The organism is Amycolatopsis rifamycinica, from assembly GCF_000695625.1.
Classification (GTDB): Bacteria; Actinomycetota; Actinomycetes; order Mycobacteriales; family Pseudonocardiaceae; genus Amycolatopsis; species Amycolatopsis rifamycinica.
In genome coordinates this window covers 196,268-217,175 of the sequence record NZ_JMQI01000055.1, presented here as the reverse complement: position 1 = coordinate 217,175, position 20,908 = coordinate 196,268, and the positions used below count along the sequence as shown (strand labels likewise).

The window sequence follows — 20,908 nt, the reverse complement described above, 5'->3', positions numbered from 1 at the left end:
AGGCACCTCCGTTGCTGCGGGAAGAGAGCCCATGCCGACGGTGACGTACCGGCGGTATGGGAGCTACTGGAGAGTAAACCAACCGTACGCCGAACGCACCAGCCCGGAAACCGGCAGAAGCATCCGGGGCTTCGCCCCGGCCGGGGGCTCCGCCACCCGGGCCCCGGAAACTGTCGGTGGTCATCGGCATGATGTCCGGGTGCAGGTGATCGCGGGCCGGGAGGAGGGCGGGAGCTTCACCGTGCGCACGCCTTCGGACACGGTGCCTGGCCTGGACGAGGCGGGTTTCGCGGAGCTGGCGCGGGAGCTGGAGGCGTCGCTCGCGCCGAGGTGGGTGTTCCCGTCGGTGGAGCGCACGTACCCGGTGCTGATGGCGGCCGGGCTGCGGGTGCGCCGCTGTTACGACCTCGAACTGGCGGAGGGGCTGCTGCTGGCGTACGAGGGCGAGGAGGGGCAGTCGCGGAGCCTGCGCGCGGCCTGGGCCAGGGCGAACGGTGAAGAGGCGCCGTCCGAGCAGTCCGCCGTCGAACTGGCGCAGCCGACGCTGTTCGAGACGAGGGCACCGACGCTGCCCGAGGGCGTGACAGTCGTCACGGCGGTGCAGCGCGTCCTCGCGGAGCAGGAGCGGCGGGTGGCGGCGACCGGGCACCCGGACCGGATGCGGCTGCTGCTGGCCGCGGAGTCGGCGAGCGCGCTGGCCGCGGCGGAGATGTCGGCCGACGGCCTGCCGTGGCGCGCCGACGTGCACGAAGCGCTGCTGGCCGCGCGGCTGGGTCCGCGCGTGCCGGCCGGGCAGCGGCCCAAGGCGCTGGTCGAGCTGGCGGCGAAGATCAGCGAGGCGTTCGGCGGGCGGCCGGTGAACCCGGACTCGCCGCCGAGCGTGGTCCGGGCGTTGGCCCGCGAGGGCATCGAGGTGCCGGCGGCCCGGAAGTACCTGCTGAAGGGCATCGACCACCCGGCGGTCGGGCCGTTGCTGGAGTACAAGGAGCTGTCGCGGCTGTACACGGCGAACGGCTGGGCCTGGCTCGACGAGTGGGTGGCCGACGGCCGGTTCCGGCCGCACTACGTCGTCGGCGGGGTGGTGTCGGGCCGCTGGGCCAGCCGCGGCGGCGGGGCGCTGCAGATCCCGAAGGTGCTGCGGACGTGCGTCCGGGCCGACCCGGGCTGGCAGCTCGTGGTGGCCGACGCGGCCCAGCTGGAGCCCCGGGTGCTGACGGCGCTGTCGGGCGACCGGCGCCTGGCCGACGTCGCGGCGGCGACGGACCTGTACGCCCGGCTGGGCGAGGCGCTGTTCTCGGGCGCCCGCTGGGTCCCGGCCGCGGACGACGACCGTGACGACCGGGCCCGGGCGAAGATCGCGATGCTGTCGGCGATGTACGGGGGCACGTCCGGCGAAGCGGGACCGCTGCTCGGGTTGCTGCGGCAGCGTTTTCCGGACGCGGTGGCCTATGTGGAACGCGCCGCCCAGGCGGGCGAGCGCGGGGAGCGGGTCCGGTCCCGGCTGGGCCGCACTTCTCCGGCGCCCTCGGCGGCTTGGCGCGCGTTGACGGGCGGGTTGGCATCGGACGAGGCGGCGGAGCTGAAAGCGCGGCGGGCGTCGCGGGGCTGGGGGCGGTTCACGCGCAACTTCGTGGTCCAGGCGAGCGCGGCGGACATGACGGCGGTGATGCTGGCGACGCTGCGCACCCGCCTTCCCGCGCCCGCCCACCTGGTCTTCTTCCAGCACGACGAGGTCATCGTCCACACCCCGGCGGCCCTGGCCGCCGAGGTGTCTTCCGCCATCACCGAAAGCGTGACGGAGGCAGCCCGGATGCTGTTCGGCCCGGCCTGCCCCGTCCGCTTCCCCATGCAAACCGCGGCGGTCGACACCTACGCCGACGCCAAGTAACCGGCGCCGTGTCGTCCGTCGGTGCTACGGGAACATCGGGAGGGTCTGCGTCCCGACGTCCTGGTTCGGCAGCGTCTTGCCCGGGTTGCCGCGGAAGTCGGTCCACGCCGGGTGGAGCCGGAAGTCCGCGCCGACCGCCGCCGCCGTGTAGTCGCCGATGAACACGCCCTGGAGTTCCTTGCCCGTCTCCGCGCCCGTCGAGACGAACTGGACCTGCGGGTTCGCCGTCTGCGTCGTGATCCGGCGGAGCGAAGACACCCGGTCGCCCCAGCCGGTGGCGTAGGCGTAGTCGAGGCCGATGCCGTTCGGGTCGTACGCGCGGGTGTAGAAGGTGACCGCGACCCGCCCGGCCAGCGCCGCGACCGCCGGGAACACCTCGTCGGCGCCCGAGCCGATCTTCACCGGCTTGGACCAGCCGTGCCGCCCGTCGGAGCCGCTCAGGAACGCGTCACCGTTGGTCTTCACCGACTCGCCGTCGCGGTAGGTGCCGTTGCGGTCGTCGGCCCAGGTCACCCACAGGTGATCGGTCACGCGGTCGTAGGTCAGCTGCGGAAAGCTGTTGACTCGGAAGTTCTCGCCGGTCAGGGCGTTGTTGGCGACGTCTTCGTCGACCGGGAAGTCGAAGTCGAGCGCCACCTCGGTGTGCCGGAAGGTCCGGCCGCCGTCGCGCGAGGTCGCGACGACGACCGCGTCGTGGTCGGCCGGCTGGTCGCACGCGGCCGTCGCGCACACCGACGTCTCGTAGGCGACCTGGAGCGTCCCGTCGCGGGTGACCACCGGGTTCGAGCCGCTGCCGTACGGTGTGATCCCGCCGGCGAAACCGGTCAGTGACGGCGAAATCCGGCGCATCGGCGACCACGTCCGGCCGAAATCGCGCGACTTCGACAGCACGATCGGCGATTCGGTGAAGGCACCGGACGCGTCGTAGGTGAACTGCGTCCAGGTCACGTAGACGTCGCCGGAGACCGGGTCGGCGGCGATCCACTCCTTGTCGTTGAAGATGCGGGTGGGCGTCGGCGTGCCCGCCGGGGTCACGCCGTCGAGGTGCAGGATCGCGGGGTCGCCGAAGCTGCGCCCGCCGTCGTGGGACACCGACACCGCGATGCCGCTGGCGAGCTGCTGGTCGTCCGGCACCGCCGCGCGGCTGAACACGAGAGTCGCGTAGTAGACGGTGTTGTGCGGCCCGAAGGCGATGGCCGGGTCACCGGCGGCGTCCATGTAGGACAGTGGCGCGGCCGCCCCGGTCGGGTAGTCCAGGTGCGGCAGCTGGACGTTCGCCCAGGTCCGGCCGCCGTCGAACGAGGTGTAGGCGAAGCCGCCGGAGTCGTTGCGCGCCTCGCGGGTGTTGTACAGCCGGTAGTCGTTCGCCCCGGCGACGATGTTGCGCGGGTTCTCCGGGTTGACGGCGATGGTGGTCTCGTTCTGGGCCGTGCTGCAGCCGGTCTGGCTGCCGGTCGGCACGATCGTGTCGCCGTCGATGACGTCGGTGTTCGGCGCGAGCGGCCGGTAGGGGTTGGGCTTGCCGATGTAGGTCTGGCAGAGCGCGGACAGCGCGGGGTCGTCGCCGTCCTCCTCTTCCTCCTCGGCGAACCGCTCCTTGAGCAGCGGATTCGGCACGTCGTGCCGCGGCTCTTCGGCCATCCGCGCGATCTTGTGCTTGCCGTGCGCGGGATCCACGGGCAGCGGCGAGCCGCCGCCGGCGGCCTGCGCGGTGGACGCGAAACCGAGCGGCAGGAGGAGCGCGGTGCAGGCGGCGAGGATTCTTCGCTTGGTGGACGAAACACCCAAGGACATCGGAAGTCCCTTTCCCAGGAGGTCTCCAGCCGCCCCAGGCTTGACCCGCGAACGGGCGCGGTCAACCGCCGGAAGTGGGGAGCCGGACATACCCGGCGTCACGCCAAAGCGTCGTCCAGTGCCTTCGTGATCCGCTTCAACGACACCGGGTGCGCCGTCCCGAGCGTCTGGGCGAAGAACGAAACCCGCAGTTCCTCGATCATCCAGCGCACCTCGCGCAACGCCGGTGACGACGTTCCCGGCGGCAGCGAAGCCAGCGCGTCGGTGTACTCGCGGGTTATCCACGCGATGTCCGCCGTCCGCTGCAGGTCGCGGGTCGGCTCCAGGGACAGCTTCTCCAGTCTCCGCGAGATCCCCTGCAGGTAGCGCACCACGTGCCGCAGCCGCTTCGCGCCCGTCTCCGTGACGAAGCCGGGATACACCAGGCCCGACAGCTGGGCGCGGATGTCCGCCAGCGAATCCGCCGGACCGCGGGCCGAAGACAGCTGCACCTCGACGTCGTTCGCCGTGCGGAGGATCTTCTCGACGTCCGTCAGCACGCCCAGGACCACCGGGTGCAGCTCGGCGCGGACCTTCTCCAGCAGCACCTTGAAGCCGGTCTCGTCGAACACCGGGCCGCCGCCCGCGGCCATCAGGGTGTCCACCGCGCAGTCGACGCAGTCCTCGAGCAAGGCCGCGACGCTGCCGTGCGGGTTGCGGTTCAGCACCAGCTTCGAGGAGTTGGACAGCGACCGCGTGATGAACTTCATCGGCGAGTTCAGGTTCAGCCGCAGCATCCGCCGCGTGCCCGCCCACATCGCGTGTTCCTGCTGCTCCGGCGTGTCCAGCAGCCGCACCGCCACCGACGCGCCTTCGTCCACCAGCGCCGGGTACGCCTTGACGTCGTGGCCACGCTGCGTCGATTCGAACACCCGCGGCAACGCCCCGAACGACGGCTTGGTCAGGCCCGCCTTTTCGAGGGTGTTGGCCGCCTTCGAGATCGTCTCCCGGACCTTCGGCGCCAGCCGCCGCTGCAGCTCCGAGACGTCCTTGCCCTCGGCGACGCGCTTGCCGCGTTCGTCGACCACCCGGAACGTCATCTTCAGGTGCTCCGGTACCGACGACAGGTCCCAGTCCGCGTAGGGCACCGTGATCCCGCGCAGCGCCCGCAGCTCGCGGCCGAGCACCTCCAGCAGCGGGCCGTCCGAAGGGGACACCCGGGAAAGGACTTCGCGCGCGGTGTCCGGCGCCGGGACGAAGTTGCGGCGCAGCGCCTTCGGCAGCGACTTGATCAGCTGCGTCACCAGCTCCGCGCGCAGGCCCGGCACCTGCCAGTCGAAGCCGTCCGGCGTCACCTGGTTGAGCACCGGCAGCGGGATGTGCACGGTGACGCCGTCGGCGTCCGCGCCCGGCTCGAACTGGTAGGTCAGCTTGAAGACCTGCGTGCCCTGCGTCCACGAGTCCGGGTAGTCGCCCTCGCGGACGCTGCCCGCGGACTCGTTGATGAGCATGGACTTCTCGAACGACAGCAGGTCGGGATCGGTGTGCCGCGCCTTCTTCCACCAGCTGTCGAAGTGGCGCACCGAGACGACGTCCGCCGGGACCCGCGCGTCGTAGAACTCGTACAGCGTCTGGTCGTCGACCAGGATGTCGCGCCGCCGCGCGCGGTTTTCGAGGTCCTCGACCTCCTCCAGCAGCGCCCGGTTCTCGGCGAAGAAGTGGTGCCGCGTCTGCCAGTCACCTTCCACCAGCGCGTGCCGGATGAACAGCGCCCGCGACAGCTCCGGGTCGATCCGGCCGTAGTTGACGCGGCGGTCGGCGATCAGCGGGACGCCGTACAGCGTCACCTTCTCGGTCGCGATCACCGCGCCCTGCTTGCGTTCCCAGTGCGGCTCGGAATACGACCGCTTCACGACGTGCTGGGCCAGCGGCTCCACCCATTCGGGTTCGATGCGCGCGTTGACCCGCGCCCACAGCCGCGACGTCTCCACCAGCTCGGCCGACATCACCCAGCGCGGCTGCTTCTTGAACAGCGCCGAGCCCGGGAACACGCCGAAGCGGGCGCCGCGCGCGCCCAGGTAGTCGCCCTTCGCCGGGTCCTTGAGCCCGATGTGCGAGAGCAGCCCGGCGATCAGCGACGTGTGCACGCGCTGCGGGTCCGCCGGGGTCGTGTTCAGGGAGATGCCGAGCGGCTTGGCCAGCTGGCGCAGCTGGCTGAAGATGTCCTGCCACTCGCGCAGGCGCAGGTAGTTCAGGTACTCGGTGCGGCACATGCGCCGGAACTGGTTGCCGGACAACGCCTTCTGCTGTTCGGCGACGTACTCCCAGAGGTTCAGGTAGGCCAGGAAGTCCGACGTCGGATCCGCGAACCGCGCGTGCTGGGCGTCGGCCGCCTGCTGCTTCTCGGCCGGCCGCTCGCGGGGGTCCTGGATGGACAGGGCCGCGGCGATGATCATGACCTCGCGCACGCAGCCGTTCTTCGCCGCTTCCAGGACCATCCGGCCCATCCGCGGGTCGACCGGCAGCTGCGCGAGCTTGCGGCCGATGTCGGTCAGGCTGCGGTCGGAACCGGTCGAGGCGAACGCGCCCAGCTCCTGCAGCAGGCCGACGCCGTCGCTGACCTGGCGGCGGTCCGGCGGTTCGACGAACGGGAACGCGGCGATGTCGCCGAGGCCCAGCGACGTCATCTGCAGGATGACCGAGGCGAGGTTGGTCCGCAGGATCTCGGGATCGGTGAACTCGGGCCGGCTCTCGAAGTCCTCTTCGGAGTAGAGCCGGATGCAGATGCCGTCGGACGTCCGGCCGCAGCGGCCCTTGCGCTGGTTCGCCGACGCCTGCGAAACGGGCTCGATCGGCAGCCGCTGCACCTTGGTCCGGTGGCTGTAGCGCGAAATCCGCGCGGTGCCCGGGTCGACGACGTACTTGATGCCCGGCACGGTCAGCGACGTCTCGGCGACGTTCGTCGCGAGCACCACGCGCCGCCCGGTGTGGGACTGGAAGATGCGCTGCTGCTCGGCCGACGACAGCCGCGCGTACAGCGGCAGGACCTCGGTGTTGCGCAGGTTCGCCCGGTTCAGCACGTCGGCCGTGTCGCGGATTTCGCGTTCACCGGAGAGAAAGACGAGGATGTCGCCCGGACCTTCGGCGCACAGTTCCTCGACGGCGTCGAGGATGCCCTGGGTCTGGTCGCGCTCGTCGGCGTCCTCGGAGGGATCGTCGGGGTCGACGAGCGGCCGGTAGCGCACCTCGACCGGGTACGTCCGCCCGGAGACCTCGACGATCGGCGCGTTGTCGAAGTGCTTCGAGAAGCGTTCCGGGTCGATCGTCGCCGAGGTGATGATGACCTTGAGGTCGGGACGGCGGGGCAGCAGCTGCTTGAGGTAGCCGAGGATGAAGTCGATGTTGAGGCTGCGCTCGTGGGCCTCGTCGATGATCAGCGTGTCGTATTGGCGCAGCGAGCGGTCGGTCTGGATCTCGGCGAGCAGGATGCCGTCGGTCATCAGCTTGACCAGCGTGTCCTGCCCGGACTGGTCGGTGAACCGCACCTTGTAGCCGACGGTGTCGCCGAGCTCGGTCTTCAGTTCGCTCGCGATCCGGTCGGCGACCGTGCGCGCGGCCAGCCGCCGCGGCTGGGTGTGCCCGATCTGGCCGCGGACGCCGCGGCCGAGCTCCAGGCAGATCTTCGGCAGCTGGGTGGTCTTGCCCGAGCCGGTCTCCCCCGCGACGATCACGACCTGGTGCTTGTCGATGGCGGCGGCGATCTCGTCCTTGAGCCGGCTGACGGGCAGCTCTTCGGGGTACTCGATCTTGGGCACGCTCTCGCGCCGCGACTGGATCCGCAGCTCCGCCTTGTCGATGTCGGCGGCGATCTGCGCCAGGGCGGCGTCGCGGTCGCGCGCTTTGCGGGCGCCTTCGAGCCGACGGCGCAGCCGCTGCTCGTCGCGCGGCATCAGCTCGGGCAGGCGCGCTCGCAGCGCGTGGAGGGGGGATGGCTCGGACATTCTTGGTCCAAGGATAGCCGTGCGTGACGAACCGGGCTTCCGAATATCCCCGGCGCGTGACGGGGCGCACGCCGAAGGCCCCATCGCGGGCGGCGAGAGGGCCTTCGGGGACGAACGTCAGCCGGGCTGTCCGGGCTGCTGCGGCGGCTGCACCGGCGCCTGCTGCTGCGGCTGGGGCGCGCTCTTGGCCCGGTTCATCGCCACCGAACCACCGATCAGCGCGAGGCCGACCAGGCCGAGGACGATGCCGAACAGCGGCTGCATGTCGCTGGCCCAGGACAGGATCCGGAACTCGTAGTCGAACTGCTCGAGGACGATGGTGCCGAACCCGAGCACGGCGCAGAGCACGCCGATGCGCATCATGATCGAAGACATGGAAACCCCTCATGAAGGACTGATGGAAACCACCGGTCCGTCCCCGAGCGGCCGTGGCGAAGCAGAACCGTAGCGGCCTCGATCCCGGCTGTCCCCGGAATTCCCGATTCGTTACCTCACGTCCGCTGCAGCGAGTCCGGACCCAGGTCGGCGAGCGTGCGGTGGCCGGACAACCCCATGGTCAGGTCGAAGTCCGCCAGCAGGCTGCGCAGCACGTGCCGGACGCCGTCCTCGCCCGCGTGGGCCAGGCCGTACACCCACGGGCGGCCCACCAGCACCGCCCTGGCGCCCAGCGCGATCGCCTTGAGCACGTCGGCGCCGGTGCGGATGCCCGAGTCGAACAGCACCTCCATGCGGTCGCCGACCGCCGCGACGATGGCCGGGAGCGCCTCCAGGGCGCCGATCGCGCCGTCGACCTGGCGGCCGCCGTGGTTGGAGACCACGATGCCGTCCATGCCGGCCTCCGCCGCGCGGCGCGCGTCGGCGACGTGCTGGATGCCCTTGAGGACGATCGGGCCGTCCCAGTGCTCACGCAGGAACGGCAGCTGGTCCCACGTCCGGTCGGTGCCGGTGAGCATGCCGATCCAGCGGAGGATCGCCATGTTCAGGTCGTCTTCCGGGGTCTTCTCGAGCAGGCCGCGGAACACCGGGTCGGTGAACGGGACGGCGCAGCCTTCGCCCTTCAGGAACGGCAGGTACGCCTGGTCCAGATCGGACGGTCGCCAGGCCAGCGTCCACGTGTCGAGGGTGACGACCAGCGCGGTGTAGCCGGCGTTCTTCGCCCGCGTCAGCAGGCTCGCGCAGACGTCGTTGTCGCCGGGCCAGTACAGCTGGAACCAGCGCGGGCCGTCGCCGTTGGCCTCGGCGACGTCCTCGATGCCGGTCGACGACGCCGTGGACAGGATGAACGGCAGCCCGGCCGAGGCGGCGGCGCGGGCGGTCGCGGACTCGGCGTCCGGGTGCACGATCGACTGGACGCCGACCGGCGCGACGGCCACCGGGGCGGGCAGCCGGCTGCCGAGCACCGTCGTGGCCAGGTCGCGCTCGGTGGCGCCGGTCAGCATCCGGGGCACGATCCGCCAGCGGTCGAAGGCCTCGCGGTTGGCGCGGGCGGTGGCGCCGGAGCCGGCCGCGCCCGCGACGTAGGAGAACGGCCCGGGGGCCATGACCTCGCGCGCCGATGCTTCGAGCCTGGTCGCGTCGGTCGAGCACGGCGGCAGCTGACCACCGAGTCCCTGCAGGTAGATCTCGTTCTGGTAGCTGCCGAAGCGTTCGGTCACGGTTGCCTCCTCGCGTTCGAGGGGGCACTGTACCCGCCGGTAGTTCACCCGGCGCCGGGAACTGACCGGTGGGTAACCTGAGGCCCGCCGACGTCCGGAGGAGAAGACATGCGCGCCTACGACGTGGTCCTGTTCGGCGCCACCGGGTTCACCGGCGGGCTGACCGCCGAGTACTTGGCCCGCCACGCGCCGTCGGACCTGCGCTGGGCACTGGCCGGGCGCGACCGCGGCCGCCTCGAAGCCGTCCGGGCCCTGCTGGCGGAGGTCGACGACCGGTTCGGCTCGCTCGACGTGCTCGTCGCCGACACCGGCGATCCCGCGTCGCTGCGGGCCGTGGCCGAATCGGCGAAAGTGGTGATCACGACCGTCGGCCCGTACCTGACGCACGGCGAGCCACTGGTGGCGGCGTGCGCCGAAGCGGGCACCGACTACGTCGACCTGACCGGCGAGCCCGAGTTCGTCGACCGGATGTACCTGGCGCACGACCGGCGCGCCCGCGAGACCGGCGCGCGGCTGGTGCACGCGTGCGGGTTCGACTCGATCCCGCACGACCTCGGCGCGTGGTTCACCGTGCGGCAGCTGCCCGAAGGCGTGCCGCTGACGGTCGACGGCTACGTCCGGGCCGGCGGGATGCCCTCGGGCGGCACGTTCCTGAGCGCGCTGACCGTCATGTCCCGCCTGCCGGCCGGGGCCCGCGCGGCGCGCCGGCGGGCCGCCGCCGAGCCGCGACCGGCCGGGCGGTCCGCGCGTACCCGGCTCGGGCGCCCGCACCGGCTCGCCGAGCCGGGCTGGTGGGCGGTGCCGCTGCCGACGATCGACGCCGAGGTCGTCCGCCGGTCGGCGGCCGCGGCCGAGCGCTACGGACCGGACTTCACCTACCGGCACTTCGCGGCGGTGAAGCACCTGCCGGTGCTGGCCGGCGGGGTGGCGGGCGCGGGCGCCCTGCTCGCCGCGGCGCAGCTCCCCCCGGCCCGGCGGGCGCTGTCCCGGCTGCTGGCCCCGGGCAACGGCCCGAGCCCCGAGCGGCGCGCGCGGTCGTGGTTTTCGGTGCGGTTCATCGGCGAGGGCGGCGGTTCGCGGGTGGTGACGGAGGTGTCGGGCGGCGACCCGGGCTACGACGAGACGGCGAAGATGCTCGCCGAGTCGGCCCTGTGCCTGGCGACCGACGACCTCCCGGAGACGGCGGGCCAGGTGACCACGGCGACCGCGATGGGCGGCGCGCTCGTGGACCGGCTGACCAAGGCGGGGATCCGGTTCACGACGCTGTGACGGTTCTCCGGCGCCGTGGATGAGTCATCCCAGCCCTGCCGCCGGGCTGATCTCGTAGTCGGCTTCGCGGAACTCCCCCACCCGCGACCGCAGCCGTCCGGTCGAGAACGGCCAGCTGAAGCTGTTGCGGCCGTTCACGTCCGTGTAGTAGCTCGAACAGCCGCCCGCCTGGTACACCGTGCCCGGCAGCGCGGCCTGGACCTCCGCGTTGAACGCCGCCTGCACCTCGGGGCGGACCGTCAGCGCCGTCCCCTCCGTGCCCAGCGTCCGGGTCACCGCCGCCACCGTGTGGCGCAGCTGGGCCTCCAGGATCATGAACGCCGACGTGTGCCCGGTGCCGAGGCTCGGCCCCAGCAGCAGGTACAGGTTCGGGAACCCGGCCACCGACGTCCCCGCGTACGCCTGCGGGCTGCCCTTCCAGTGGTCGTCCAGGCTGCGGCCGTCGCCGTCGAAGACGCATGACGACACCGGCATGTCGAGGATGTGGAAGCCGGTGCCGAAGATGATCGCGTCGACCTCCGCCGACGAGCCGTCCGCCCCGATCACCCGGGTGCCGTCGACGGACCGCACCGCCGTCGGGTGCACGTCCACATGGGACCGCGTCAGCGCGCGGTAGTACGTGTTGGACATCAGCAGCCGCTTGCAGCCGAGCGTGTAGTCCGGCGTCAACGCCCGGCGCAGCACCGGATCCCGCACCGCCAGCCGCAGGTGCGCTAGCCCGATCTTCTGCACCTGCCGCAGCAGCCACGGGTGGCGGAAGCCGAAGCCGAGCGTCTCCATCGCGCCGTACTCGGCGCTGCGCAACGCCCGCCGCAGTGCCGGGAACCGCCGCAGCAGGAACCGTTCGGCGCCGGGGACGGGGTGGTCCGGCTTCGGCAGGACCCACTGCGCGGTGCGCTGGAACAGGTGCAGCCGGCCGGCCCGTGGCACGATCTCGGGGACGAACTGGACCGCGGACGCGCCGGTGCCGACCACCGCGATCCGCCGGCCCGTCAGGTCGTAGCCGTGGTTCCAGCGCGCGGAGTGGAAGACCTCGCCGGGGAAGTCCGCGAGCCCGGGCAGGTCCGGGATCAGCGGTTCGTGCCAGGGACCGGTGCCGGCGACCAGGATCCGGGCGGTGTACGGGCCTCGCGACGTCGCCAGCTCCCAGCGGGCCTCGCGCGGGTTCCACTGCGCGCGCGTCACCTCGACGCCGTAGCGGATCTTCCCGGTGACGCCGAAGCGCTCGGCCGTGTCCTGCAGGTAGGCCCGGATCTCGGCCTGGCCGGCGAACGCGCGGGTCCACTCCGGATTGGGCGCGAAGGAGTACGAGTACAGCGCGGACGGGACGTCGCACGCGCAGCCGGGGTAGGTGTTGTCGCGCCAGGTCCCGCCGAGCGCCCCGGCCTTTTCCAGCACGGCGAGGTCGCCGACGCCGGCCTGGGCGAGGCGGATGGCGGCGCCCAGCCCGGACGCCCCGGCGCCGACGACGAGGACCGCGAAGTGGCGTTGTTCCATTTTCGGAGACTAACAGTACTCGAATACCATCGGTACCCCGATTCCGATGTTCGCTACAGTGCCCGCATGGCCCGACTCACCCGTGCGGAAAGCCAGGCGCGCACCCGCGAGCAGCTGGTCGAGACCGCGAAGCTGCTCTTCCTGCGCGACGGCTACTCGGTGACGTCGCTGGAGAAGGTCGCCGACGAAGCCGGGTATTCGAAGGGCGCGGTGTACTCGAACTTCCGCAGCAAGGACGAGCTCTGCCTCACCGTGCTCGACCGGATCCACGACGAACAGGTCGCCCTGATCGCCGAGGCACTGGCCGGCGCCGACGGGATGGAAGGCCTGCTGGCGGCGTTCCAAACCTGGGCCGAGCGCAGCATCGGCGACGAAGCCTGGACGGCGCTGGAGGTCGAGTTCGCGACGAACGCGCGTCGCGACCCGCACGTGCGCGCCGAGCTGGCGGCGCGGGACAAGGCCATCCGCGACACCATCGCCGGCCTGCTCACCGGGTACGCCGAGCGGTTCGGCATCACGCTCCCGATGTCGGCCGACGACGCCGCGACGGCGCTGCTCAGCCTCGGCATCGGGCTCGGCGTCCAGCGCGCGATCGACCCGACGATCCCGGTGAACGTGCTGCCGGACGTCATCCGGATCTTCGCCGGGGTGCGCTGACCGTCCTTTGCGGACTGGTACGCGGTGGTCTGGACCGTTCACGAACATGAACGAATTCCGCCTCTTGTGGAGCGCGCTGACTCTTCGCTACCGTGTCGCTACGCCGCAGCTCCACCCGCACCACCCGTATTCGCCGTGCTCGGACGGCGCATCCCGCGGAAAGGGTCCCCTCCCCATGAGCAAGAAGTTGCGGCCGGTTCTCATCGGCACGCTCGGCGCCGCCTCCGTCGCGGCCCTCGTGATCACCACGCCCGCGTTCTCCTCGGCCGCACCGGCGCCGGTGGCCGGTGCCTCGGTGCTCGCCACCGGCGACCTCGCGGCGCCGGCCAAGAAGGAAATCGCGATGAAGCTGGTCTCCAGCGCGGAAAACTCCTCGCTGGACTGGAAGGCCCAGTACAAGTACATCGAGGACATCGGCGACGGCCGCGGGTACACCGCGGGCATCATCGGCTTCTGTTCCGGCACCGGCGACATGCTCGAGCTCGTCGAGGCGTACACGGACGCGGTGCCGGACAACCCGCTGGCGAAGTTCCTTCCGGCGCTGCGCAAGGTGAACGGCACGGACTCCCACTCGGGCCTTGGCTCGGCGTTCGAGAGCGCCTGGAAGCAGGCCGCGGCGACGACGGCGTTCCAGACGGCGCAGAACAACGAGCGCGACCGCGTCTACTTCAACCCCTCGGTGAACCAGGGCAAGTCGGACGGCCTGAGCAACCTCGGCCAGTTCGCCTACTACGACGCCATCGTGATGCACGGCCCGGGCGACAGCTCCGACAGCTTCGGCGGCATCCGGAAAGCCGCGATGAAGAAGGCGAAGACCCCGGCCCAGGGCGGCGACGAGGCCACGTACCTCAAGGCGTTCTTCGCCGCCCGCAAGGTCATCATGAAGCAGGAGGACGCGCACTCCGACACCTCCCGCGTCGACACCGCGCAGCTGAAGTTCCTCAACGAAGGGAACTTCGACCTGCACACCCCGCTGAAGTGGAAGGTGTACGGCGACTCGTACACGATCGACTGAGCCGGGCTACCGGGTCAGGAGCGCATCCGCCGTACGGGTGTTGAGGATGCGCTCCGGCCCGATCCCCGCCTTGATGGCGCGCTCGCAGCCGTAGCCCAGCCAGTCGAGCTGGCCTGGGGCGTGCGCGTCGCTGTCGATCGTGAAGTCGCAGCCGATCTCCGCGGCCAGGCGCAGCAGCCGCATCGGCGGGTCCAGGCGTTCCGGGCGGGAGTTGATCTCCACCGCGACCCCGTTCTCCCGGCACGCCGTGAACACCTTCTCCGCGTCGAACTCCGACTCCGGACGTCCCCGGCCGACCACCAGCCGGCCCGTGCAGTGGCCCAGCACCCGGACGTGCGGGTTGCGGACCGCCGCCACCATCCGGCGCGTCATGTCCCGCGACGGCATCCGCAGCTTCGAATGCACGCTCGCCACCACGAAGTCCAGCTCCCCCAGCAAGCCTTCCTCCTGGTCGAGGGAGCCGTCGTCGAGGATGTCGACCTCGATGCCGTGCAGCAGGCGGAACGGCGCCATCAGCTCGTTGGCCTTGGCGACGAGCTGCATCTGCGTCCGCAGCCGGTCCGGGGACAGCCCGTTCGCGACCGTCAGCCGCGGTGAGTGGTCGGTCAGGACCATCCACTCGTGGCCGAGCTCCCGGCCCGCCACCGCCATCTCGCCGATCGAACTGCCGCCGTCCGACCAGTCGGAATGGGTGTGGCAGTCACCGCGCAGCGCCGAGCGCAGCGGCTCGCCGTCCGGCAGCTGTTTCTCGACGATCTTCCCCCGGTACGCCGGGTCGCGGCCGGCCAGCGCGTCCTCGATGACCCCCGCCGTGGCCTTGCCGATCCCCGGCAGCGACGTCAGCGTGCCGTTGTCCGCCATCTGCTTCAGCTTCTCGGCGTCGGTCTTGTCGACCGTCGTCGCCGCGTTGCGGAACGCCCGGACGCGGTAGGTCGGCTCCCCCGCCCGCTCGAGCTGGAACGCGATCTCCCGCAACGCCCATGCCGGATCCATGGGTCCTGTCTACCCCCTCCGGGGCAGTCGGTGCAGCTCGACCTCCACCAGCGCACCGTCTTCGATGCGGCAGGTCTGGTACGTGCAGTACGGCTGGCGGCGGCGGTCGGTCGGCGAACCCGGGTTGAGCAGGCGCATCCCGGACGGCGCGACCGTGTCCCACGGGATGTGGCTGTGCCCGAAGACCAGCACGTCGGTGTCCGGGAGCCGCGCGTCGCACCGCTGCTCGCGGCCCTGCTTGGCGCCCGTCTCGTGGATCACGGCCAGGCGCACGCCGCCCAGCTCGGCCCGGGCGATCTCCGGCAGCCGGGCCCGCAGCGCCGGGCCGTCGTTGTTGCCGTACACGCCGATGAGCCGCTTGCTGCGCTCCTCCAGCTCGTCGAGGAGGGCGACGTCGACCCAGTCGCCCGCGTGCACGACGACGTCGGCGGCCGCCACCTCGGCCCACACCGGCGGCGGCAGCTCGCGGGCGCGGGCCGGCAGGTGGGTGTCCGAGATGAGCAGCAGCCTCATCCGATGGCCTTCAGCACGCGGTCGAGGAACCCGCCGATGTGGTCGCGCAGCAGCGCGGCCGCGCCCTCGGCGTCACCCTTCTTGGCCGCCGCGAGCACCGCCTTGTGCTCGGTCCACTCCTTCTTCCAGCTGGGGCTGGCCTCCCAGCCGACGACGCTGATCAGCGCCGCGCGGTCCTTGAGGTCGTCGAGGATGCTGACCATGAGGGGATTGCCGCAGCCGCGGTAGAGGGCGCGGTGGAACCGGCGGTTCAGCAGGCTCAGCGCGGCCTGGTCCTGGTCCGCGATCGCCGTGGACGCCTCCTTCAGCGCCTCCGCCGCGTCTTCCAGCAGCGCCGGGTCGTGCTGCTCGACGGTCCGCCGGACGGCTTCGGGCTCCAGGACCATCCGCACGTCGTAGACGGACTTCGCGAGCTCGGCGTCGACCGTGATCACCGACGCGCCCTTGTACGGGCTGAACGTCACCAGCCCGGAGTTCGACAGCACCTTGAGGGCCTCGCGCACCGGGGTCTTCGACACGCCGAGCCGGGCGGCCAGCTCCGCCTCGACGAGCGGCTGGCCGGGCACCAGCTCCCGGGTCAGGATGCCGCGGCGGATCTCCTCCAGGACCACTTCGGTCCGGGAGGCGGGCAGGCTGAACGTCCCGGTCATGGCGCTCCCTAGTTCGTGTCGGAGCCCATTCAACCAGGCCCGCAGGATCATATATCAGATGCCATACTGGACCGCATGAAGCGACCCGAGGAGCTCCGCAGCCACCGGTGGTTCGGCGGCGGCGAACTGCGCGACTTCAGCCACCGCGCCCGCAGCCGCCAGCTCGGCTACAACCCGGAAGAGCATCTCGGCAAACCGGTCATCGGCATCCTCAACACCTGGTCGGACATCAACCCCTGCCACATGCACCTGCGCGAACGCGCCGAGCAGGTCAAACGCGGGGTCTGGCAGGCCGGCGGCTTCCCGCTGGAGTTCCCCGTCGCCACGCTGTCGGAGACCTACCAGAAGCCGACCCCGATGCTCTACCGCAACCTGCTGGCCATGGAGACCGAGGAGATCCTCCGGTCCTACCCGATCGACGGCGCGGTCCTGATGGGCGGCTGCGACAAGACCACCCCGGCGCTGCTGATGGGCGCGGCCAGCGCCGGGCTGCCCGCCATCTTCGTCCCGGCCGGGCCGATGCTGCGCGGGCACTGGCGCAACGAGGTCCTCGGCAGCGGCACCGACATGTGGAAGTACTGGGACGACAAGCGCGCCGGGCTGATCGGCGACGCCGAACTGTCCGAACTGGAGCGCGGGCTGGCCCGCTCGCCGGGGCACTGCATGACCATGGGGACGGCGTCGACCATGACTTCGGCCGCCGAGGTGCTCGGCGTGACGCTGCCGGGTGCCGCGTCGATCCCCGCCGTCGACTCGGCGCACCACCGGATGGCCGCCGCCAGCGGCGCGCGGATCGTCGACATGGTCCGGGAAGACCTCACCATCACGCAGGTGCTGGACAAGCGCGCCTACGCCGACGCCATCACGACCGTGCTCGCGCTCGGCGGCTCGACCAACGCCGTGATCCACCTGATCGCGATGGCCGGCCGCAGCGGGATCCCGGTTTCGCTGGCCGACTTCGACGCCATCGCCCGGCGGGTGCCGGTGCTGGCGAACATCCGCCCCGGCGGCGACTGGCTCATGGAGGACTTCTACTACGCCGGTGGCCTGCCCGGGCTGCTGTCGCGGCTGACCGACCTGCTGCACCCCGACCGGCTCACCGTCACCGGCCGCACCCTCGGCGAGAACCTCGCGCCGGCGCGGGTGCACAACGACGACGTCATCCGCACCCGGGACAACCCGGTCGCCGCCGAGGGCGGGGTCGCGGTGCTGCACGGCAACCTGGCGCCGTCGGGCGCGGTCATCAAGCACATCGCGGCCGAGCGGCACCTGCTGACCCACACCGGCCCGGCCGTGGTGTTCGAGGACTACGCCGACCTCAAGAAGCGGATCGACGACCCGTCGATCACCGCGGACTCGGTGCTGGTGCTGCGCGGCTCCGGCCCGCTCGGCGGCCCCGGCATGCCCGAGTACGGGATGCTGCCGATCCCCGCCCACCTGCTCGAACAGGGCGTCCGGGACATGGTCCGGATCTCCGACGCCCGGATGAGCGGGACGAGCTACGGCGCCTGCGTCCTGCACGTGGCGCCCGAGTCGCACGTCGGGGGCCCGCTGGCGCTGGTCCGCGACGGCGACCTGATCACCTTGGACGTTCCTTCGCGGACGCTGCGGCTCGAGGTGTCCGATGCGGAACTGGCACGACGGCGTGCCGAGTGGACGCCGCCCGCGCCCCGCTTCGAGCGCGGCTACGGCGCGCTCTACAGCGAACACATCACGCAGGCCGACGAGGGCTGCGACTTCGACTTCCTGGCCCGTGCCGGCCACAACCCCGAGCCCGACGCCCGCTGAGTCCCATGAGCGGCACTTTCACGTGAAAGTGCCGGGGGTACCCTGACCGGTTCATCCCCCGTTAGGGCGAGTCGTACGGCTTGTCCGAGTGCCCCGTACGCTGTTCCCGACACCGACGCAACCCGGTGCCGCGTCGAAGGGGTGGAGAGTTGCCGTACGAACCGCACTGGCCCGACTCGCACGGCGAGCAGACCGACGTCCTCCCGGCCGTCCGGCCGCAGCCGGAGCCGGGCCCCGCCGCCGCGAAGCGTTCCTTCCGCAAGGCCGGCCTGATCGCGGGCGGGGTGTTCGGCGTGCTCGTCGCGATCTACGGGATCGACCTGCTGATCAGCCAGGGCAGCGTCCCGCGCGGGGTGACCGTGGCCGGCGTCGACGTCGGCGGGATGGGCCGCGAGGCGGCCGAGCAGGAACTGCGCGGGAAGATCGAGCCGCGGCTCACGCGCCCGCTCGCCGTCACCGCGGGCGAGTACCAGGGCACGCTGTCGCCGACGCTGGCCGGGCTGAAGCTCGACTGGCCGCAGACCCTCGACCAGGCGGGCGAGCAGCCGCTGAACCCCTTCACGCGCCTGTCGTCGCTGTTCTCCAGCCGCGAGGTCGGCGTCGTCAGCCACGCCGACGACGCCAAGCTCACCGCCGCCCTGGCGGCGCTGCGCGGCCAGGTCGACCGCGACCCGGTCGAGGGCACCGTGAAGTTCGAGGGGGCCGAGCCGGTCGCCGTGCCGCCGAAGACCGGGCAGAAGCTCGACGTGCCGGCCGCGACCGCCGCCGTCGTCGAGAAGTGGGCGAGCGGGGAGACCCTGGCGCTGCCGGTCACCAGCACGCCGGTCCGCACCACGCCCGAAGGCGTCCAGGCGGCGCTCGACGGCTTCGCGCGGCCCGCCGTCTCCGGTCCGCTCGTCGTCAAGGGCGAAGGCAAGAACGCGACCGTGAAGCCGGAGGCGATCGCCGCCGCGATCACCTTCGAGCCGGCCGACGGCGGCGGGCTCACCCCGAAGATCGACAACGCGAAGATCGCCGAAGCCGCCGGGCCGCAGCTGAAGTCCACCGAGAAGGAAGGCAAGGACGCGACCGTCGTCTTCGAGGGCGGCAAGCCCACGGTCGACCCCTCCACCGACGGCCGGACCGTCGACTGGGACCCCAGCCTCAAGCCGCTGCCCGACGTGCTGAAGAAGACCGACGGCCGCGAAGTCCCGGCCATCTACAAGGACAGCCCGGCGAAGGTGACCACCGAGCAGGCGAACCAGCTCGGCATCAAGGAGGTCGTCGGCGAGTTCACGACCCAGAAGTTCGCGGCCGACTCCGGCGTGAACATCCGCACCGTCGCGCAGAAGGTGAACGGCGCCATCGTCAAGCCGGGGGAAACCTTCAGCCTCAACGGTTTCACCGGCCCGCGCGGCACGGCCCAGGGATACGTCGAGGCCGGCGTGATCAAGGACGGCGCCCCCGGGCGCGAGGTCGGCGGCGGCATCTCGCAGTTCGCGACCACGCTGTACAACGCGGCGTACTTCGCGGGCCTGAAGGACGCGGGGCACAAGGAACACAGCTACTACATCAGCCGCTACCCCGCCGCGCGCGAGGCGACGGTGTTCCAGAACCCCAACGGCGCCAGCGTCATCGACCTCAAGTTCACCAACGACGCGCCGACCGGCATCGCCATCCAGACGATCTGGACGCCGTCGTCGATCACCGTGAAGCTGTGGGGCACGAAGCGCTACACCGTCGAGTCGATCCCCGGTGCGCAGACCAACCAGAGCGACCCGCAGCCCAAGCCGGGGCCGAAGGAGAACTGCCACGCGTCGAACGGCGCGCCGGGGTTCACCACCACCGACACGCGCGTGCTGAAGGACGTCGCCACCGGCCGCGAGGTCAGCCGGTCGACCCGGACGGTCCACTACAACCCGCAGCCGAAGATCGTGTGCGCCGAGGGGCAGTGACCTCCTAACGGACGTTCACGCTGGGCGTCCGCGGCGGTACCGTGGGCGCCCATGAAACCGCGGGCGGCAGGCTTCCGGGACGTCCTCGCCGTGACCGAGTTCCGGGCGCTGTTCTCGGCCCAGCTGGTCTCGGTCACCGGTGACCAGCTGGCCCGGGTGGCGCTGTCGATCCTGGTCTACGACCGGACGAACTCGCCGGGCTGGGCCGCGCTGACCTACGCGCTGACGTTCCTGCCGGACCTCGTCGGCGGCCCGCTGCTGTCCGGGCTGGCCGACCGGCACCCGCCGCGGACGGTGATGGTGCTCGCCGACGTCCTGCGGGCCCTCGCGGTGGCCGTGATGGCGGTGCCGGGCCTCCCGCTGCCGGCGGTGGCGGCGCTGCTGGTGGGTGTCCAGCTGTTCAACCCGGTCTGGAACTCGGCGCGCGCCGCGCTGCTGCCGCAGGTGCTGCCGGGCGAGACGTTCGTGCCGGGGATGGGCCTGCTGATGATGCTGGTGCAGGCGGGCCAGGTCGCCGGCTTCGCGCTCGGCGGCCTGCTGGTGGCGGCGCTCGGCACCGGCGGCGCCCTCCTGGCGGACTCGGCGAGCTTCGCGGCGTCGGCGGTGTTCCTGATCGCCGGCGTCCGGCCGCGGCCGCCGCGCGAGACGTCGGGCGTCCACTGGTGGCGGCACGTCCGAGCGGGCTGGACGGTGGTGACCGGCGACCGCCGCCGGCTCGCCCTGGTTGCACTGGGCTGCGTGTCGGGCATCTACATCGCGGGCGAGGCGATCGCCGCCCCGTACGCCGCCGAGCTCGGCGGAGGCGCGGTGGTGGTCGGGCTGCTGCTCGGGGCGTTCGCACTGGGCAACGTGCTCGGCATGGCGGCGCTGTCGCGCATCCCACCCGAGCGGCGCGGCCGGCTGCTGGGACCGCTGGCGGTGCTGGCGTGCGCGCCGCTGCTGGGCTGCGCGCTGCGACCGGACCTGGTGGCCACTTTGGCGCTGTTCACGCTGACCGGGGTGGCCAGTTCGTACAACTTGATCGCGAACACGACGTTCGTGCAGTTCACCCCGGACGCGCAGCGCGCACAGGCGTTCGGTTTCGCGTTGACGGCGCTGCGGGTGTCGCAGGGGCTCGGGGTGGTGCTGGCGGGAGTGGCCGCGGAACGGGCGGCCCCGCACGCCGTGGTCGCCGGCGCGGGGGCGATCGGCGTGGTGGCGGCCCTCGGCGCGGCCCGGCTGTGGCGGCGGGCGCAGCCGGAACCCCGGTGACCGGCGCGGACGCCGGTCACCGGG

At 71.8% G+C, this 20,908-nt stretch carries 15 protein-coding genes; 7 read left to right on the top strand and 8 right to left on the bottom strand.

The annotated features are described in order from the left end of the window. Positions 1-199 precede the first annotated feature (199 nt). Positions 200-1,888: a bifunctional 3'-5' exonuclease/DNA polymerase gene (locus DV20_RS26595; protein WP_043784792.1), complete on the top strand. Its 1,689-nt coding sequence runs from the start codon at positions 200-202 to the stop codon at positions 1,886-1,888. A gap of 24 nt (positions 1,889-1,912) precedes the next feature. On the opposite strand, the gene DV20_RS26590 is transcribed toward DV20_RS26595, so the two are convergent. The 4 genes from DV20_RS26590 to DV20_RS26575 all read right to left on the bottom strand — a co-directional run bounded on the left by DV20_RS26590 (position 1,913) and on the right by DV20_RS26575 (position 9,317). Beyond that, positions 1,913-3,682, bottom strand: a complete 1,770-nt coding sequence (locus tag DV20_RS26590; RefSeq protein WP_043784789.1) for a sialidase family protein — start codon at positions 3,680-3,682, stop codon at positions 1,913-1,915. A gap of 98 nt (positions 3,683-3,780) precedes the next feature. Then, the gene (hrpA, locus tag DV20_RS26585) at positions 3,781-7,662 is read right to left on the bottom strand and encodes an ATP-dependent RNA helicase HrpA (protein ID WP_043784787.1); all 3,882 of its coding nucleotides are present in this window, start codon (positions 7,660-7,662) and stop codon (positions 3,781-3,783) included. A gap of 117 nt (positions 7,663-7,779) precedes the next feature. Then, complete coding sequence (locus DV20_RS26580; RefSeq protein WP_043784785.1) at positions 7,780-8,037, bottom strand: hypothetical protein; 258 nt, start codon at positions 8,035-8,037, stop codon at positions 7,780-7,782. Between the two features lie 116 nt (positions 8,038-8,153). Next, positions 8,154-9,317 carry a lactate 2-monooxygenase gene (locus DV20_RS26575; RefSeq protein WP_043784783.1) on the bottom strand — a complete coding sequence of 388 codons (1,164 nt, stop codon included), beginning with the start codon at positions 9,315-9,317 and terminating at the stop codon, positions 8,154-8,156. Positions 9,318-9,425: 108 nt separating this feature from the next. On the opposite strand from DV20_RS26575, the gene DV20_RS26570 reads away from it, so the two are divergent. Further along, a complete protein-coding gene (locus DV20_RS26570; protein WP_043784781.1) occupies positions 9,426-10,586 on the top strand; it encodes a saccharopine dehydrogenase family protein in 1,161 nt (386 codons plus the stop codon). Positions 10,587-10,610: 24 nt separating this feature from the next. Here DV20_RS26570 and DV20_RS26565 read toward each other — a convergent pair whose 3' ends face one another. Beyond that, entirely contained in the window at positions 10,611-12,083 is a 1,473-nt protein-coding gene (locus tag DV20_RS26565) for a flavin-containing monooxygenase (protein ID WP_043784778.1), read from the bottom strand. A gap of 66 nt (positions 12,084-12,149) precedes the next feature. Here DV20_RS26565 and DV20_RS26560 point away from each other — a divergent pair, with 66 nt between their 5' ends. Then, positions 12,150-12,740: a TetR/AcrR family transcriptional regulator gene (locus DV20_RS26560; RefSeq protein WP_043784776.1), complete on the top strand. Its 591-nt coding sequence runs from the start codon at positions 12,150-12,152 to the stop codon at positions 12,738-12,740. Positions 12,741-12,915: 175 nt separating this feature from the next. After that, on the top strand, positions 12,916-13,755 hold the full coding sequence (locus tag DV20_RS26555) for a chitosanase (protein WP_043784774.1): 840 nt from the start codon (positions 12,916-12,918) through the stop codon (positions 13,753-13,755). A gap of 6 nt (positions 13,756-13,761) precedes the next feature. Here DV20_RS26555 and DV20_RS26550 read toward each other — a convergent pair whose 3' ends face one another. The 3 genes from DV20_RS26550 to DV20_RS26540 are packed head-to-tail and all read right to left on the bottom strand — an operon-like array spanning position 13,762 to position 15,911. Continuing rightward, positions 13,762-14,748, bottom strand: a complete 987-nt coding sequence (locus DV20_RS26550; RefSeq protein ID WP_043784772.1) for a PHP domain-containing protein — start codon at positions 14,746-14,748, stop codon at positions 13,762-13,764. A gap of 9 nt (positions 14,749-14,757) precedes the next feature. Beyond that, positions 14,758-15,261, bottom strand: coding sequence for a metallophosphoesterase family protein (locus DV20_RS26545; RefSeq protein ID WP_043784770.1), 504 nt, complete (start codon positions 15,259-15,261; stop codon positions 14,758-14,760). After that, positions 15,258-15,911 carry a GntR family transcriptional regulator gene (locus DV20_RS26540; protein ID WP_043784767.1) on the bottom strand — a complete coding sequence of 218 codons (654 nt, stop codon included), beginning with the start codon at positions 15,909-15,911 and terminating at the stop codon, positions 15,258-15,260. The genes DV20_RS26545 and DV20_RS26540 overlap by 4 nt, the downstream gene beginning before the upstream one ends. 75 nt (positions 15,912-15,986) lie before the next feature. Between DV20_RS26540 and araD the strand changes: the two genes are divergently transcribed. The 3 genes from araD to DV20_RS26525 all read left to right on the top strand — a co-directional run bounded on the left by araD (position 15,987) and on the right by DV20_RS26525 (position 20,884). Continuing rightward, positions 15,987-17,699 carry an L-arabinonate dehydratase gene (gene araD, locus DV20_RS26535; protein WP_043784766.1) on the top strand — a complete coding sequence of 571 codons (1,713 nt, stop codon included), beginning with the start codon at positions 15,987-15,989 and terminating at the stop codon, positions 17,697-17,699. Positions 17,700-17,848: 149 nt separating this feature from the next. After that, positions 17,849-19,633, top strand: coding sequence for a VanW family protein (locus DV20_RS26530; protein WP_043784764.1), 1,785 nt, complete (start codon positions 17,849-17,851; stop codon positions 19,631-19,633). A gap of 51 nt (positions 19,634-19,684) precedes the next feature. Beyond that, positions 19,685-20,884, top strand: a complete 1,200-nt coding sequence (locus tag DV20_RS26525; protein ID WP_043784761.1) for an MFS transporter — start codon at positions 19,685-19,687, stop codon at positions 20,882-20,884. Positions 20,885-20,908 lie beyond the last annotated feature (24 nt).

What these genes read in the sequence shown, in the direction of transcription:
- DV20_RS26590 (WP_043784789.1), bottom strand. Translation starts at nt 3,682, where the DNA reads ATGTCCTTGGGTGTTTCGTCCACCAAGCGAAGAATCCTCGCCGCCTGC.
- hrpA (WP_043784787.1), bottom strand. Translation starts at nt 7,662, where the DNA reads ATGTCCGAGCCATCCCCCCTCCACGCGCTGCGAGCGCGCCTGCCCGAG.
- DV20_RS26580 (WP_043784785.1), bottom strand. Translation starts at nt 8,037, where the DNA reads ATGTCTTCGATCATGATGCGCATCGGCGTGCTCTGCGCCGTGCTCGGG.
- DV20_RS26570 (WP_043784781.1), top strand. Translation starts at nt 9,426, where the DNA reads ATGCGCGCCTACGACGTGGTCCTGTTCGGCGCCACCGGGTTCACCGGC.
- DV20_RS26565 (WP_043784778.1), bottom strand. Translation starts at nt 12,083, where the DNA reads ATGGAACAACGCCACTTCGCGGTCCTCGTCGTCGGCGCCGGGGCGTCC.
- DV20_RS26560 (WP_043784776.1), top strand. Translation starts at nt 12,150, where the DNA reads ATGGCCCGACTCACCCGTGCGGAAAGCCAGGCGCGCACCCGCGAGCAG.
- DV20_RS26555 (WP_043784774.1), top strand. Translation starts at nt 12,916, where the DNA reads ATGAGCAAGAAGTTGCGGCCGGTTCTCATCGGCACGCTCGGCGCCGCC.
- DV20_RS26550 (WP_043784772.1), bottom strand. Translation starts at nt 14,748, where the DNA reads ATGGATCCGGCATGGGCGTTGCGGGAGATCGCGTTCCAGCTCGAGCGG.
- DV20_RS26545 (WP_043784770.1), bottom strand. Translation starts at nt 15,261, where the DNA reads ATGAGGCTGCTGCTCATCTCGGACACCCACCTGCCGGCCCGCGCCCGC.
- DV20_RS26540 (WP_043784767.1), bottom strand. Translation starts at nt 15,911, where the DNA reads ATGACCGGGACGTTCAGCCTGCCCGCCTCCCGGACCGAAGTGGTCCTG.
- araD (WP_043784766.1), top strand. Translation starts at nt 15,987, where the DNA reads ATGAAGCGACCCGAGGAGCTCCGCAGCCACCGGTGGTTCGGCGGCGGC.
- DV20_RS26525 (WP_043784761.1), top strand. Translation starts at nt 19,685, where the DNA reads ATGAAACCGCGGGCGGCAGGCTTCCGGGACGTCCTCGCCGTGACCGAG.